The 15171-nt window shown below is 65.4% G+C and carries 12 protein-coding genes; 4 read left to right on the forward strand and 8 right to left on the reverse strand.

Annotation, left to right across the window (positions count from 1 at the left end; genetic code table 11):
• Positions 1 to 43 precede the first annotated feature (43 nt).
• A complete protein-coding gene (yjgA, locus tag RTH46_RS25080; protein ID WP_110993444.1) occupies positions 44 to 565 on the forward strand; it encodes a ribosome biogenesis factor YjgA in 522 nt (173 codons plus the stop codon).
• A 62-nt stretch (positions 566 to 627) separates the two neighbouring features.
• Here the strand turns inward: yjgA and tldD are convergent, their stop codons facing one another.
• From tldD to mreB, 8 genes are all read right to left on the reverse strand, one after another.
• Positions 628 to 2067: a metalloprotease TldD gene (gene tldD, locus RTH46_RS25085; protein ID WP_153787408.1), complete on the reverse strand. Its 1440-nt coding sequence runs from the start codon at positions 2065 to 2067 to the stop codon at positions 628 to 630.
• Positions 2068 to 2069: 2 nt separating this feature from the next.
• Positions 2070 to 2921, reverse strand: coding sequence for a carbon-nitrogen hydrolase family protein (locus RTH46_RS25090; protein WP_153787409.1), 852 nt, complete (start codon positions 2919 to 2921; stop codon positions 2070 to 2072).
• A gap of 13 nt (positions 2922 to 2934) precedes the next feature.
• Positions 2935 to 6744: a YhdP family protein gene (locus RTH46_RS25095; RefSeq protein ID WP_316906880.1), complete on the reverse strand. Its 3810-nt coding sequence runs from the start codon at positions 6742 to 6744 to the stop codon at positions 2935 to 2937.
• A gap of 88 nt (positions 6745 to 6832) precedes the next feature.
• Positions 6833 to 8290 carry a ribonuclease G gene (rng, locus tag RTH46_RS25100; RefSeq protein ID WP_153787411.1) on the reverse strand — a complete coding sequence of 486 codons (1458 nt, stop codon included), beginning with the start codon at positions 8288 to 8290 and terminating at the stop codon, positions 6833 to 6835.
• A 53-nt stretch (positions 8291 to 8343) separates the two neighbouring features.
• The gene (locus tag RTH46_RS25105) at positions 8344 to 8943 is read right to left on the reverse strand and encodes a Maf family protein (protein WP_153787412.1); all 600 of its coding nucleotides are present in this window, start codon (positions 8941 to 8943) and stop codon (positions 8344 to 8346) included.
• Between the two features lie 32 nt (positions 8944 to 8975).
• Positions 8976 to 9464, reverse strand: coding sequence for a rod shape-determining protein MreD (mreD, locus tag RTH46_RS25110; RefSeq protein WP_110993450.1), 489 nt, complete (start codon positions 9462 to 9464; stop codon positions 8976 to 8978).
• Complete coding sequence (gene mreC / locus RTH46_RS25115; RefSeq protein ID WP_279846615.1) at positions 9464 to 10498, reverse strand: rod shape-determining protein MreC; 1035 nt, start codon at positions 10496 to 10498, stop codon at positions 9464 to 9466. Before mreC ends, mreD begins: the two co-directional genes overlap by 1 nt.
• A 167-nt stretch (positions 10499 to 10665) precedes the next feature.
• Positions 10666 to 11703, reverse strand: a complete 1038-nt coding sequence (gene mreB, locus RTH46_RS25120) for a rod shape-determining protein MreB (protein ID WP_003255163.1) — start codon at positions 11701 to 11703, stop codon at positions 10666 to 10668.
• Positions 11704 to 11911: 208 nt separating this feature from the next.
• Between mreB and gatC the strand changes: the two genes are divergently transcribed.
• Genes gatC through gatB form a run of 3 tightly spaced genes read left to right on the forward strand, consistent with a single transcriptional unit; the run spans position 11912 to position 15123 of the window.
• A complete protein-coding gene (gatC, locus tag RTH46_RS25125; protein ID WP_110993452.1) occupies positions 11912 to 12199 on the forward strand; it encodes an Asp-tRNA(Asn)/Glu-tRNA(Gln) amidotransferase subunit GatC in 288 nt (95 codons plus the stop codon).
• 15 nt (positions 12200 to 12214) lie between these two features.
• Positions 12215 to 13666 carry an Asp-tRNA(Asn)/Glu-tRNA(Gln) amidotransferase subunit GatA gene (gatA, locus tag RTH46_RS25130; protein ID WP_153787414.1) on the forward strand — a complete coding sequence of 484 codons (1452 nt, stop codon included), beginning with the start codon at positions 12215 to 12217 and terminating at the stop codon, positions 13664 to 13666.
• Positions 13667 to 13677: 11 nt separating this feature from the next.
• Positions 13678 to 15123 carry an Asp-tRNA(Asn)/Glu-tRNA(Gln) amidotransferase subunit GatB gene (gene gatB / locus RTH46_RS25135; RefSeq protein ID WP_153787415.1) on the forward strand — a complete coding sequence of 482 codons (1446 nt, stop codon included), beginning with the start codon at positions 13678 to 13680 and terminating at the stop codon, positions 15121 to 15123.
• The last annotated feature ends 48 nt before the right edge of the window (positions 15124 to 15171 follow it).

Here is a 15171-nt window from a genome sequence, read left to right on the forward strand (position 1 = left end):
CCCGACTGGTTATCATGGCGGCGATTTCTTGCGGACGGCCCCCATGGTTGATTCTTACGACGACGCCTTCGATGGCGAAAAAAGCAAAACCCAGATCAAGCGCGAGCTGCATGCGCTGGTCGAACTCGGTGAGCGCCTCACCACCCTCAAGGCCGACACCCTGGCGCGCCTGCCGCTGACCGACGAGCTGCGCAAGGCGCTGGCCGAGGCCAGCAAGCACGTTGCCCATGGCGCCCGTAAACGCCACATGTCGTTCGTCGGCAAGCTGATGCGCGTGCAGGACCTCGACGCCATCCATGCCGTGCTCGACCAGATCGACAGCTCGACCCGTCAGTACAACGAGCGCTTCCACAACCTGGAGCGCTGGCGCGACCGCCTGATCGACGGCAACGACGAGGACCTCGAGCGCTTCGTCAACGAGTACCCCGACACCGACCGCCAGCAACTGCGCTCGCTGATCCGTCATGCCCAGCACGAGAAGGCGCGGAACAAGCCGCCTGCTGCCATGCGTAAAGTGTTCAAGTACATCCGCGAGCTCGACGAGACCCAGCGCGGCCTGCGTTGAGCCCATCGCGGGGCAAGCCCGCTCCCACGATTGTGGGAGCGGGCTTGCCCCGCGATTATTCATCAAGCGCCCGTACCGCCTACGGTAATGGCATCCAGCTTCAGAGTCGGTTGGCCAACGCCCACCGGCACCGACTGCCCATCCTTCCCGCACGTCCCCACGCCGCTGTCCAGTGCCAGGTCGTTGCCGACCATCGACACCCGGCTCATCGCCTCCGGGCCATTGCCGATCAGCGTGGCGCCCTTGACCGGTGCGGTGATCTTGCCGTCCTCGATCAGGTAGGCCTCGCTGGTGGAAAACACGAACTTGCCGCTGGTGATGTCCACCTGGCCACCGCCCAGGTTGGCGCAATAGATGCCCTTCTTCACCGAGGCGATGATCTCCTGCGGGTCGCTGTCGCCAGCACGCATGTAGGTGTTGGTCATGCGCGGCATCGGCAGGTGGGCGTAGGATTCGCGACGGCCGTTACCGGTCACCGCCATGCCCATCAGGCGGGCGTTGAGCTTGTCCTGCATGTAACCCTTGAGGATGCCGTTCTCGATCAGCGTGGTGCACTCGGTCGGGGTACCTTCGTCATCGACGCTCAGCGAACCGCGGCGCCCTTCCAGGGTGCCGTCGTCGACGATGGTGCACAGGCTCGACGCCACTTTCTCACCGATGCGCCCGCTGAAGGCCGAGCTGCCCTTGCGATTGAAATCGCCTTCCAGGCCGTGACCGACCGCTTCGTGCAACAGCACGCCGGACCAGCCCGAGCCCAGCACCACCGGCAGGGTACCGGCCGGAGCAGGAATCGCTTCGAGGTTGACCAGCGCCTGGCGCAGCGCTTCGCGGGCATAGCCCATCACCCGCTCCTCGGTGAAATAGCGGTAGTCGGTACGCCCGCCACCGCCCTGCCCGCCGCGCTCGCGACGGCCGTTCTGCTCGACGATCACGCTGACGTTGAAACGCACCAGCGGGCGAATGTCGGCCGCCAGGCTGCCGTCGGCGGCGGCAATCAGGATGCGCTCCCACACCCCGGCCATGCTCACGCTGACCTGCTGGATCCGCGGATCGAGCGCACGGGTGGCGGCATCGACGCGCTTGAGCAGCTCGACCTTCTCGGCGCGACTGAGCACGTCCAGCGGATTGTCCGGTGCGTACAGCGCGGTCACGTCCTGGCTGCGGAACGCCTGTACCTTGCCGTTCTGCCCGGCGCGGGAGATCGAGCGGGCGGCGCGGGCGGCCGAAGTCAGGGCTTCAAGGTTGATCGCATTGCTGTAGGCAAAGCCGGTTTTCTCACCGGACTGGGCACGCACGCCCACGCCTTGGTCGAGGTTGAAGCTGCCTTCTTTGACGATGCCGTCTTCCAGCGCCCAGGTTTCCGAGATCTGGCCCTGGAAATACAGGTCTGCCGCGTCGATACCGGGGCCCGCCAGCTCGCCGAGCACCGTCTGCAAGCTGTCGAGGGTCAAGCCGCCCGGGGCCAGGAGCTGCTCACTGACGGTGGATAACATCTGGCTCATAGTCACTCCGAGGTGTGCGCAGGCCGCAAAGCGTCCTGCGGGAAAAAGCGCCGGTGGGTAACCACCGGCATGCGCGCCCGGATGGACGCCTGTTCTTCGCTGTCACGCGTGGCCAGCAGCACTGCCTCGCCACGCGCCTGTTGCGCGACGATCCGCCCCCAAGGGTCGACGATCGCCGCCTGGCCGTGGGTTTCCCGCGGCCCTGGATGCATGCCGCCCTGGGCGGCGGCCAGTACATAGCACTGGGTCTCGATGGCCCGCGCGCGGATCAGCACCTCCCAGTGCGCCGCGCCGGTCACCGCGGTGAACGCCGCCGGCGCACTGATCAGCTCGGCACCGGCAGCGCGCAGGGCGCTGTACAGCTCGGGAAAGCGCAGGTCGTAGCACACCGACAAGCCCAGGCGCCCCACTGGCGTATCGGCCACCACCACCTGGCTACCGTGGGCATAGTCGTCCGACTCGCGGTAGCGGCCACGGTTGTCGGCCACATCCACATCGAACAGGTGCAGCTTGTCGTAGCGTGCGGCGATCTCGCCGTGCTCATCGATCAGCAGCGAGCAGGCGTGAGACTTTGCCTCAGGCTGGCCGACCGGTGGCAGCGGCAACGTGCCGGCGACAATCCATAACTTGAGGTCGCGGGCCGTGCGTTTCAACCACGGCAGGATCGGCCCTTCGCCCAGGGCCTCGGCCCGCCCGATGGCGGCAGCGTCGCGCCGGCCCATGGCCGCGAAGTTCTCCGGCAGCACTGCCAGCCGCGCACCGCCGGCAGCGGCCTGCTCGAGCAGCGCAGCGGCACGTTGCAGGTTGGCCAGCACATCGTCCTGGCTGACCATCTGGATCACTGCTGACGTCATCGCAACCCCGGGCTTATTTATCAAAAGGTTTCACAAAGGTGATTTTAGGCTCTTTCACCGGCCCCTCGACGCGGTAATGCACGCTGGCAAAACGCGCCACACGGTCGCCGATCAGGCGGTCGACCAGGAACAGCGCCCCACCCACCGCTGGCGCGCCGATGATCAGCGCGGCGATCGGCAGGTTGTTGGTCACCGGCAGCGTCACCATCAGGTTGGCGTCGACCCGATCACGCGCCAGGTCCAGGGTGCCATCGAGCTCGAAGTTGCTCGACGGGCCGGTGACGGTGATCGGCTCGCGGGTCACGTACACCCCCTCGCTCGCCACCAGCAGGCCTTTCACCCGGTCGTAGGCCAGGCCTTTGCTGAACAGGTCGGAGAAGTCCAGGCGCAAGCGTCGGCCAATCGAGTTGAAGTTGAGCAGGCCGAACACCCGCAGGGCCTGGGCGCTACCTTCGACCTCGACGAACTGGCCGGTACGCAGCGCCGCGTCGAGGCTGCCCGAATAGCGATTGAGGCTCACCCAGGCGGGCGAACCCGGCCAGCGGCCGTCTACGTCCATGCGAAAATCTCGGCTGGTCACGGTGGGCGCAAAGCCCCAGGCCTTGAGCACATCGCCCAGGTTCTTGCCGTCCAGGCGGCCCTTGTACCAGCTCGACGTGCTGCCCGGTTCACCTTCCCAACCGCCACTGCCATCGATGTGCAGGCCCTTGAGGTCCAGATCGACATCGCTAAGGGCGATACCACGGGGCGTCTGGCGTACTTTCAGGGTTGCACTGCCGAACAGGTCGTCGCCCCGATACAGCTTGTCGATGGTCAGGTTCAGCGGCGGCACGTTGCGCGGATCGACGCTGGCCAACGGGTCCGGGGCGTTTTCCGGCGCGGTCACGTTTGGATCGGCGGGGGGCAGGCGCAGCGATGGCAGGCGGATGTTGAGCGGCACACCCTTGGCATCGGGAATACGTGCATTGCCAATGACTTCCTTGCTGTCCAGGCGCAGGTCCCAGGCTGGGCCGCTACGCACCAGGCGCACCACGGCCTGGTTGAGGTCCATGCCGAACGCCTTGAGCTGGCCGATGCTCAGGTCGACGCCTTGCAGGTTCTGCCGGGCACTGCCGCCTGGGTCCTGGCCGGCCAGGCTCGACATCTGTGCCTGCCAGGGGGCCAGGTCCAGCGTTTCGAGGTGTCCACGGACCCGCAAGCCCTGGCCGCCGGGCGGGTTGGCCTCACCGCTGCCCAGCAGCAGTTCGCCACGGCCCTGGCCAAGTTTGTCAGCGGGTGCGGCATAGGCAAAGCGGGCCAGGTCTGCATAAGCTGCGTCGATGCGCCGCTCCGGGCCTTGCAAGGTCAGGCTGAAGCGGCTGTCGCGGATATCAGTGGCCGCCTTGCCGAATGGCGCCGGCAGGTCGATGGCCAGGCCCTTGAGCGAGGAATTGACGGTCAGCCGGTTATCGTGGCTGCCCAGCAGCAATTGCAACTGGTAGGGCAGGTCCCCCGACGCGGGCAGCGCCTGCTGGAACTGCAGCCAGTCGGTAAGCGCCTTGAGGCCCACCTGGCCAGTGGCGGTGATGCGGCTCTGGATCTGCCCGTCCTTGCCTTCGGCGGCAATCTGCGCCGTGACCGGCTTGCCGAACGCCTGCAGCGCGATGTCCTTGCCGCTCAGCCCCTTGTCGTAATCGAAGCTGAAATCACCTTTGAGGCGGCTCAGTTCCAGGGTTGGCGGCGCCACCTTGAGCGTGGCGTTGGCGGTGGCGAAGTCCACCCGCACCTTGGGCCGCTGGCCATGCTCCAGGGGAATGTCCAGCTTGACCTTGCCCTTGAGCGGCCCCTCGCCTTCCCAGCCGGCGAAGATCGCACCGGTGCCGATGGGGGCGTCCTTGAGAATCTTCAGGCCATCGCCGAGGCTGCCGTCGAAATCGCCATCCAGGTAAAGATGGCTGTGCTGCCCGGCGTCGACATGGGGAATGTTGACGCGGACATCACTGACCTTGGTGTCGAGCAGCATGCCACTTCGGGCATTGACGCGCACACCGGTGTCTTCGATGAATACCTCGCCGTCCACCTGCTGCACCTGCGGCCAGCCCGGCTGGAAGTCTAATGCCGCGTCATGCACCTTGAAGAACAGGCTGATGTCGCGGGCATGGGCCGGCGCGCCATGGTTGAGCGAGCCCTGGTACTGGAAGTAGCCCTCGTCGACGTTACCCTTGACGATGGCACTGCGCAGCCATTCGTCGAGCGCCGGGCTGAGCACCTCGGGCAGGTACTTGGCGGTGTAGCGGCCATCACCCTCGGTCATGCCGACGCGCAGGTCCATGTAGTCTTCGCGGCCCTCTTCGAACAGCAGGCGGATCAGGAAGTCGGCCGCGATCTTGCCCTCCTCGCCCAGCACCTTGATATAGGGTGCGATCAGCGTGAACCCTTCCTTGTCGAGCTTCCAGGTCAGGCGAGCGTTGGCCTTCTGGTAATGCCAGGGTTTGGCGAAGATCGGGTACAAGTGCAGCATGAACGCCTCGGTATCCAGGCGCAGCTCGCCCTGGCCCAGGTCGCCGCTGATAGCGCCGCTGACATTACCGGCCGCAGGCGCGCCGTGGTAGGCGTCGAAGCCGACCTTCTCCAGGTTGGCGGCGAACTGCACGCGCTGGTCGCCTTCGGCCTTGGGGCGGATGTCCAGGCGCACATTACGCAAGGCGCCCGTGACCTTGAGGGCATCGACCACGGCCTTGAGGTTGTCCGGCAGCGGCGCCAGGGCGTCGATCAACGGGGTCAGGGGCGTCAGCTCGAGGCGATCGGCCTGGACCTGCCAGGACTCCTCGGCCGGCGTCTGTCCCGTACGCTGCGCCAGTTGCAGGTGAGATTCCCAGCGGGTCTTGCCGATGCTCGCGGCAAGCGAGTCCACGGCCACATCGAAACCTTCGCTGCGGCGCTGGAACCAGGCCGACAACGCGACGTTGTCGAGGGCGACCGCTTTACGTTCGCTGTATGCGCCTTTGAGTTGCGGTGCATTGAGGCGCACCACGGCGCGTTGCAGCTGGCCCTGGCGCCAGTCGACCCAGAACTCCCCGCCGGCCCGCAGGCTATCGGCTTGCCACTGGCCCAGCAGGCGCGGCGGCAGCCAGCGCGCCCAGTCACTCTGCGGCAGGCTGAGGTAGGCTTCGAGCTGGCCATCGCGCCACGCCTTGGCCGTGGCCCGGCTGCGCAGGCTGACGGCCAGCGGCTGGCCATCGGGCAAGGTGGCGCGCAAGTCCAGGCTCTGGCGCGAGGCTCCGGCCTGCAGGCCGAGGCTGACATAGGTGAGAGTGAGGGGCTCGCGCTGCCACGGGTGCAAGGTAACCTGGCTGTCGAACAGGTCGACCCGGCCCAGCTGACGCAGGCGCTTGAGGGCATCTGCCGGGTCGAGCGGCGCATCATCCTTGTGCGGCAAGCCTTCCAGGGCCCAGGCGCCCTGCTCGTTTTCACGCAGGATCAGCTGCAGGCCACCAAGCTGGATGCGCGCCAGGCGCACTTCGCGCGCCTTGAGGCTGGCCCACAGGTCCGGCACCAGCTTGACGTCGTCCAGGCGCAGCGCGGCAGCGCCTTCGCCCAGTTGCAGGTCGCGCACCCGCAGCACCGGAGCCAGGCCACTCCAACGGCCTTCCAGCGCCCCCACATGCACAGGCAGGCCCAAGGCCTGTTCGGCCTTGAGCTCGGCGTCTGCACGGTATTCGGCGACCAGCGGTATCAGTTGCCGACCGAGGCTGACGTACAGCGCCACCAGCACCGCCAGCAGGGCGCAAATTGCCAACCCCCAGCGGGTCAAGGCGCTCAGAACGCGGGTCAGACGCTCCATGGCCAAGGCCCTCCAAGTCGTCCACTAACTATGGCCGGTGAACAGCGCTTTGCCAGCCCCTCCCTGGGGCAGATACGTTCAGTGACAGTCAGAGCAGCACCACATCATATTGTTCCTGGGAATACATGGACTCGACCTGGAAACGGATGGTTCGCCCGATGAAAGTCTCAAGTTCGGCGACGTTACCCGACTCTTCGTCCAGCAGCCGGTCGACCACCTTCTGATTGGCCAGGACCCGATAGCCTTCTGCCTGGTAGGCGCGGGCTTCGCGAAGGATCTCGCGGAAGATCTCGTAGCAGATGGTTTCGGGCGTCTTCAGTTTGCCGCGCCCCTGGCAGGCCGCGCACGGCTCGCACAACACCTGTTCGAGGCTTTCGCGGGTGCGCTTGCGGGTCATCTGCACCAAGCCCAGCTCGGTGATGCCGATGATGTTGGTCTTGGCGTGGTCGCGCTCCAGCTGCTTCTCCAGCGTGCGCAGCACCTGGCGTTGGTGCTCCTCGTCTTCCATGTCGATGAAGTCGATGATGATGATCCCGCCGATGTTGCGCAGGCGCAGCTGACGGGCAATGGCCGTGGCCGCTTCCAGGTTGGTCTTGAAAATGGTCTCTTCGAGGTTGCGATGGCCAACGAACGCGCCGGTGTTGACGTCGATGGTGGTCATCGCCTCCGCCGGGTCGACCACCAGGTACCCGCCGGACTTGAGCGGCACCTTGCGCTCCAGGGCACGCTGGATTTCGTCCTCGACGCCATACAGGTCGAAGATCGGCCGCTCGCCCGGGTAGTGCTCGAGGCGATCGGCGATTTCCGGCATCAGCTCGCCGACGAATTGCGTGGTCTTCTGGAAGGTTTCCCGCGAATCGATGCGGATCTTCTCGATCTTGGCGTTGACCAGGTCGCGCAGCGTTCGCAGCGCCAGGCCCAGGTCTTCATAGATCACGGTAGGGGCGCCACAGGTCTTGATCTGCGAGCCGATCTGCTCCCACAGGCGGCGCAGGTAGCGGATGTCCTGGAGAATGTCCTCGGCACGCGCGCCCTCGGCGGCGGTGCGCAGGATGAAGCCGCCGGCGTCCTTCATGTCTTCCTGGGCCATGCAATCGGTAACCACCTGCTTGAGGCGATCACGCTCGGCTTCTTCCTCGATCTTCAGCGAGATGCCGACATGGCTGCTGCGCGGCATGTACACCAGGTAGCGCGAGGGAATCGACAACTGCGTGGTGAGGCGCGCGCCCTTGGTGCCGATGGGGTCCTTGGTCACCTGCACCACCAGTGCCTGCCCTTCATGCACCAGCGCAGTGATGGTCTCTACCGCCGACCCTTCGCGCAGGGAAATCTCCGAGGCGTGGATGAACGCCGCACGCTCCAGGCCGATATCGACGAAGGCTGCCTGCATGCCCGGCAACACCCTGACCACCTTGCCTTTATAGATGTTGCCGACGATGCCGCGGCGCTGGGTGCGTTCTACGTGCACCTCCTGCAGGACACCGTTCTCCACCACTGCCACGCGTGATTCCATCGGGGTGATGTTGATCAGGATCTCTTCACTCATGGCAGGCTCTCGTCAAGGTTTTCGGTAATGATGGATCGCTGCGGGATGGCTGGCTAGCGCGCTGTCGAACCCTCTTGCGGCTGCCAGACAGCAATGGCGAATTGCTCCAGCAGCTCGGCGGTCTCGCTCAAGGGCAGGCCGACCACGGCCGAATAGCTGCCCTCGATGCCGCTGACGAACACCGCGCCCAAGCCCTGGATGGCATACCCACCGGCCTTGTCCAGCGGTTCGCCGCTGGCCCAGTAGCGCAGGGCTTCTTCGAAGGAGATGGCGCGAAAACGCACAGTGGTGCTGACGCAGCGGCTGATGCTGCGCTGGCCGTCGGTCAGCGCCACGGCGGTGAGCACCTGGTGTTCGCGCTTGGACAGGTCGCCGAGCATGGCCAAAAAGTCTTCACGGTCTTGCGGCTTGCCGAGGATTTCGTCGTCGAGCACCACGGTGGTGTCCGCGCCCAGCACCACGCCGTTGCCGTCGGTGTGGGCGAAACCGGCTACCGCCTTGGCCTGGGCCAGGCGCTCGACATAGGCTGCCGGGGCTTCGCCGGGCAACGGGGTTTCATCGATGGGGGCACTGACGACCGTGAACGGCACGCCGATCTGGGTCAGCAGTTCACGACGGCGCGGCGAACCGGAGGCCAGGTAAAGTTGAGGCATGTGGACATCTCCCTGTCAGTGGTGGCGCAGCGTCAATGAATATGCAAGCGCACGCGCAAGCCGCGCAGGGCGAAGCTGACCCACGGCCAGAGCAAGGCACTGATCACCGCCGACCAGACCAGCGCCAGGGTTGGCAGGCGGTTGCCGGTCAGGGCGCTGAGCCAGAGCTGGATCAGTTGGGCGATACCGAAGATCACCAGGATCACCAGGCTCTGCTGCCACATGGGGAACATGCGCAGGCGCTGCTGCAACGACAGCACGAGGAACGTGATGAGGGTGAGGATGAGTGCGTTCTGCCCCAGCAAGGTGCCGTACAGCACGTCTTCGGCCAGGCCCAGCACGAAGGCGGTGGTCATGCCGACCTTGGTGGGCACGGTGAGGGTCCAGAACGCCAGCAGCAACGCCAGCCACATGGGCCGGAACACTTCCATGAACTGCGGCATCGGCGAGACGCTGAGCAACAGGCCGACGGCAAAGGTCAGCCAGATGGCCCAGCCGTTTCTGCTACGGGTGCTGGCCATTATTGCCTCCGGGGTTGAGCGGGCGTTGCGGCCGGGTGGGCCGGGGCCGTAACGTTTGCGGCAGGTGCCGGAGCGGCGGCGGGTGCGGCAGGCTGCGCGGGGTTGGCCGCGGGTGGCGTTGCCGGGGCCGCAGGGGCCTGGCCATGGCCGGCGCCCTGGCGGTCGGCTTCTTCCTGGGCAATCGCAGCTTCCGTTGCCCGCTCTTCCGGGGTACGCCGGTCGCTGAACACCAGCAGCATGTAGCGGCTGCGGTTGAGCGCGGCGGTCGGGATGGCGCGGACGATGGCGAATGGCTGGCCGGAATCGTGGATCACTTCGTTGACCGTGGCCACCGGGTAGCCGGCCGGGAAGCGTTGGCCCATGCCGGAGCTGACCAGCAGGTCGCCTTCCTTGACGTCGGCGGTGTCGGCCACATGGCGCAGTTCCAGGCGCTCCGGGTTGCCGGTGCCGCTGGCGATGGCGCGCAGGCCGTTGCGGTTGACCTGCACCGGAATGCTGTGGGTGGTATCGGTGAGCAGCAGCACCCGCGAGGTGTACGGCATCAGCTCGACCACCTGGCCCATCAGGCCACGGGCATCGAGCACCGGCTGGCCGAGGAACACCCCGTCGCGCTCGCCCTTGTTGATCAGGATGCGGTGGGTGAACGGGTTGGGGTCGACACCGATCAGCTCGGCAACCTCGACCTTCTCGTTGACCAGCGCCGAGGAATTGAGCAGCTCACGCAGGCGCACGTTCTGCTCGGTCAGGGCCGCCAGCTTTTGCAGGCGCCCTTGCAGCAGCAAGGCTTCGGTCTTGAGTTTCTCGTTCTCGGCGATCAGCTCGGTGCGGCTGCCGAACTGGCCAGCCACGCCCTGCCACATGCGCTGCGGCAGGTCGGTGATCCAGTAGGACTCCATCAATACCAGGCCCATCTGGCTGCGCACGGGCTTGAGCAGGTCGAAACGCGAGTCGACCACCATCAGTGCGATCGACATCACCACCAGCACGAGCAGGCGCACGCCCAGCGAAGGGCCTTTGGAGAAAAGCGGTTTAATGGGCCGTTCCTCGCGGACGACTCAGGAAGTCACTGAACATGGGGCAACGCACCGGCCTGCTTGCGGATTGACGGAAAACGACGCCCTCACGGGCGCCAACCCAGCGCATACAGGTAGCACTGCGCGTGCTACCTGTAAACCGGGCGATGTAACGGCAGCGTCAGGGCTCACTCGCTGGAGAGCAGGTCCATCGCGTGCTTGTCCATCATTTCCAGGGCACGGCCGCCGCCACGGGCGACGCAGGTCAGCGGGTCTTCGGCGACGATCACCGGCAGGCCGGTTTCCTGGGCCAGCAGCTTGTCGAGGTCACGCAGCAGCGCGCCACCACCGGTCAGCACCAGGCCGCGCTCGGCGATGTCCGAGGCCAGCTCGGGTGGCGATTGCTCCAGCGCGCTCTTGACCGCCTGGACGATGGTCGCCAGCGACTCTTGCAGGGCTTCGAGCACTTCGTTGGAGTTCAGGGTGAAGGCACGTGGAACGCCTTCGGCCAGGTTACGGCCACGGACGTCGACTTCGCGCACTTCGCCGCCCGGGTAGGCGGTGCCGATTTCCTGCTTGATGCGCTCGGCGGTGGATTCGCCGATCAGGCTGCCGTAGTTACGGCGCACGTAGGTAACGATGGCTTCGTCGAAGCGGTCGCCGCCAACACGCACGGACTCGGCATAGACCACGCCGTTGAGCGAGATCAGGGCGATTTCAGTGGTACCGCCACCGATATCGACGACCATCGAACCGCGGGCTTCTTCGACCGGCAGGCCGGCACCGATGGCAGCGGCCATCGGCTCTTCGATAAGGAACACTTCACGGGCACCGGCACCCAGGGCCGATTCGCGAATGGCGCGGCGCTCTACCTGGGTCGACTTGCACGGCACGCAGATCAGCACGCGAGGGCTGGGCTGCAGGAAGCTGTTTTCGTGAACCTTGTTGATGAAGTACTGCAACATTTTTTCACAAACGCTGAAGTCGGCGATCACGCCATCTTTCATCGGACGAATGGCCGCGATGTTGCCGGGCGTACGGCCCAGCATGCGCTTGGCTTCGGTACCGACAGCGACGACGCTTTTCTGGTTGCCGTGGGTACGGATGGCAACAACCGAGGGCTCATTCAGGACAATACCGCGCTCACGCACGTAGATAAGGGTGTTGGCAGTACCCAGGTCGATAGACAGATCGCTGGAAAACATGCCACGCAGTTTCTTGAACATGGGAAAGTGACCCTGGGGAAAGCGTGGGTAAAAAAGTGCGGCAAACTCTAACAATGGCAGGGATTTTGGGCAAGGAGCCAATATGTTAAATTGGCGGTTTTTCCGAGCATGCCTACCGATGATCGCGGCCCTTTGACCGCCAGAATCCTGACATGTTCCTCATTTTGTTAGCGGACAATTCCGTTCATCGTTCCCCCTGGAGATCCCCATGGCGCTGCAACGCTCCGACGTGGAAAAGATCGCCCATCTGGCCCGTCTGGGCCTGAATGAAGGCGAGCTGCCACGCATTACCGACGCCTTGAACAGCATTCTCGGGCTGGTCGACCAGATGCAAGCCGTCGACACCACCGGCATCGAACCGCTCGCCCACCCGCTGGAAACCACCCAGCGCCTGCGTCCCGACCAGGTCACCGAGAGCAATCAGCGCGACCAGTATCAAGCCGTCGCCCCGTCGACCGAGAACGGTCTGTACCTGGTTCCGAAAGTCATCGATTAAGGGATAGCGCCTGCCATGCATCAATTCACTCTGGCCGAGATCGCCCGCGGCCTCGCTGACAAGTCGTTCTCCTCGGCAGAACTGACCGGCGCGCTGCTGTCGCGCATCAAGCAGCTCGACCCGCAGCTCAACAGCTTCATCACCGTCACCGAAGAGCAGGCCCTGGAGCAGGCGCGTGCCGCCGACGCCCGCCGCGCCGCCGGTGAAACCGGTGCCCTGCTGGGCGCGCCGATCGCCCACAAGGACCTGTTCTGCACCAACGGCACCCGCACCAGCTGCGGCTCGAAGATGCTCGACAACTTCACCGCCCCGTATGACGCCACCGTGGTCGCCAAGCTGGCCGCCGCCGGCATGGTCACCCTGGGCAAGACCAACATGGACGAATTCGCCATGGGCTCGGCCAACGAGTCCAGCCACTACGGCGCGGTGAAGAACCCGTGGAACCTGGAGCACGTGCCTGGCGGTTCGTCCGGCGGCTCGGCCGCGGCCGTGGCCGCGCGCCTGCTGCCGGCCACCACCGGTACCGACACCGGCGGCTCGATCCGCCAGCCGGCGGCCTTCACCAACCTGACCGGCCTCAAGCCGACCTATGGCCGTGTTTCGCGCTGGGGCATGATTGCCTATGCCTCCAGCCTCGACCAGGGCGGCCCGCTGGCCCGTACCGCCGAAGACTGCGCCCTGCTGCTGCAAGGCATGGCCGGCTTCGACGCCAAGGACTCGACCTCGGTCGACGAGCCAGTGCCGGACTTCAGCGCCAACCTGAACGGCTCGCTGCAAGGCCTGCGCATCGGCGTGCCGAAGGAATACTTCGGCGCCGGCCTCGACCCGCGCATCGCCGAACTGGTGCATGCCAGCGTCAAGGAGCTGGAAAAGCTCGGCGCGGTGGTCAAAGAGATCAGCCTGCCGAACATGCAGCACGCCATCCCGGCCTACTACGTGATCGCCCCGGCGGAAGCGTCCTCCAACCTGTCGCGTTTCGACGGCGTGCGCTTCGGCTATCGCTGCGAAAACCCCAAGGACCTCACCGACCTGTACAAGCGCTCGCGCGGTGAAGGCTTCGGCGTCGAAGTGCAGCGCCGGATCATGGTCGGCACCTACGCCCTGTCGGCCGGCTACTACGATGCCTACTACGTCAAGGCGCAGCAGATCCGCCGCCTGATCAAGAACGACTTCGTGGCCGCCTTCCACGACGTCGACGTGATCCTCGGCCCGACCACGCCAAACCCGGCCTGGAAGCTCGGCGCCAAGAGCAGCGACCCGGTCGCCGCCTACCTGGAAGACGTCTACACCATCACCGCCAACCTGGCGGGCCTGCCGGGCCTGTCGATGCCGGCCGGCTTCGTCGATGGCCTGCCGGTGGGCGTGCAGCTGCTGGCCCCGTATTTCCAGGAAGGCCGCCTGCTCAACATCGCGCACCGTTACCAGCAAGTCACCGACTGGCACACCCGCGCCCCCAACGGCTTCTGAGGAATTCACACATGCAATGGGAAGTTGTGATCGGGCTGGAAATTCATACCCAGCTCGCCACCCAGTCGAAGATTTTCTCCGGCAGCGCCACCACCTTCGGCTCCGAGCCGAACACCCAGGCCAGCCTGGTCGATCTGGGCATGCCCGGCGTACTGCCGGTGCTCAACCAGGAAGCCGTGCGCATGGCGTGCATGTTCGGCCTGGCGATCGATGCCGAAATCGGCCCGCGCAACGTGTTCGCGCGCAAGAACTACTTCTACCCTGACCTGCCCAAGGGCTACCAGATCAGCCAGATGGACCTGCCGATCGTCGGCAAGGGCCACCTGGACATCGCCCTGGAAGACGGCACCGTCAAGCGCATTGGCGTGACCCGCGCGCACCTTGAAGAAGACGCCGGCAAAAGCCTGCACGAAGACTTCAACGGCGCCACCGGCATCGACCTGAACCGCGCCGGCACGCCGCTGCTGGAGATCGTCTCCGAGCCGGACATGCGCAGCGCCAAAGAGGCCGTGGCTTACGTCAAGGCGATCCATGCCCTGGTGCGCTACCTGGGTATCTGCGACGGCAACATGGCCGAAGGCTCGCTGCGCTGCGACTGCAACGTGTCGATCCGCCCGAAAGGCCAGGCCGAGTTCGGCACCCGCTGCGAGATCAAGAACGTCAACTCGTTCCGCTTCATCGAGCGTGCGATCAACAGCGAAATCCAGCGCCAGATCGACCTGATCGAGGACGGCGGCAAGGTGGTGCAGGAAACCCGCCTGTACGACCCGAACAAGGACGAGACCCGCTCCATGCGCAGCAAGGAGGAAGCCAACGACTATCGTTACTTCCCCGACCCGGACCTGCTGCCGGTGGTCATCGAGCCCGCGTTCCTCGACAGCGTGCGCGCCGGCCTGCCGGAGCTGCCGCCACAGAAGGTCGAACGCTTCCAGAGCCAGTACGGCCTGTCGGCCTACGACGCCAACGTGCTGGCCTCCAGCCGCGAGCAGGCCGACTACTTCGAGCAGGTGGTGAAGATCGGCGGCGACGCCAAGCTGGCCGCCAACTGGGTCATGGTCGAGCTGGGCAGCCTGCTGAACAAGCTGGGCCTGGAAATCGACCAGTCGCCGGTCAGCGCCGAGCAACTGGGCGGCATGCTGCTGCGCATCCGTGACAACACCATCAGCGGCAAGATTGCCAAGACCGTGTTCGAGGCCATGGCCGCCGGTGAAGGCGATGCCGACAACATCATCGAAAGCAAAGGCCTGAAGCAGGTCACCGACACCGGCGCGATCGACAAGATGCTCGACGAGATGCTCGCCGCCAACGCCGACCAGGTCGAACAGTACCGCGCCGCTGACGAAGCCAAGCGCGGCAAGATGTTCGGCTTCTTCGTCGGCCAGGCGATGAAGGCCTCCAAAGGCAAGGCCAACCCGGGGCAAGTGAACCAATTGCTCAAGTCCAAGCTCGAAGGGTGAACCCAATCGCGGGGCAAGCCCGCTCCCACGTGGGAGCGGGCTTGCCCC

The sequence above is a fragment of the Pseudomonas sp. zfem004 genome (assembly GCF_032621715.1).
GTDB lineage: Bacteria > Pseudomonadota > Gammaproteobacteria > Pseudomonadales > Pseudomonadaceae > Aquipseudomonas > Aquipseudomonas sichuanensis.

Excerpts from the sequence above, each read along its gene's own strand:
- yjgA (WP_110993444.1), top strand. The coding sequence starts at position 44 with ATGGTTGATTCTTACGACGACGCCTTCGATGGCGAAAAAAGCAAAACC.
- tldD (WP_153787408.1), bottom strand. The coding sequence starts at position 2,067 with ATGAGCCAGATGTTATCCACCGTCAGTGAGCAGCTCCTGGCCCCGGGC.
- RTH46_RS25090 (WP_153787409.1), bottom strand. The coding sequence starts at position 2,921 with ATGACGTCAGCAGTGATCCAGATGGTCAGCCAGGACGATGTGCTGGCC.
- RTH46_RS25095 (WP_316906880.1), bottom strand. The coding sequence starts at position 6,744 with ATGGAGCGTCTGACCCGCGTTCTGAGCGCCTTGACCCGCTGGGGGTTG.
- rng (WP_153787411.1), bottom strand. The coding sequence starts at position 8,290 with ATGAGTGAAGAGATCCTGATCAACATCACCCCGATGGAATCACGCGTG.
- RTH46_RS25105 (WP_153787412.1), bottom strand. The coding sequence starts at position 8,943 with ATGCCTCAACTTTACCTGGCCTCCGGTTCGCCGCGCCGTCGTGAACTG.
- mreD (WP_110993450.1), bottom strand. The coding sequence starts at position 9,464 with ATGGCCAGCACCCGTAGCAGAAACGGCTGGGCCATCTGGCTGACCTTT.
- mreB (WP_003255163.1), bottom strand. The coding sequence starts at position 11,703 with ATGTTCAAGAAACTGCGTGGCATGTTTTCCAGCGATCTGTCTATCGAC.
- gatC (WP_110993452.1), top strand. The coding sequence starts at position 11,912 with ATGGCGCTGCAACGCTCCGACGTGGAAAAGATCGCCCATCTGGCCCGT.
- gatA (WP_153787414.1), top strand. The coding sequence starts at position 12,215 with ATGCATCAATTCACTCTGGCCGAGATCGCCCGCGGCCTCGCTGACAAG.
- gatB (WP_153787415.1), top strand. The coding sequence starts at position 13,678 with ATGCAATGGGAAGTTGTGATCGGGCTGGAAATTCATACCCAGCTCGCC.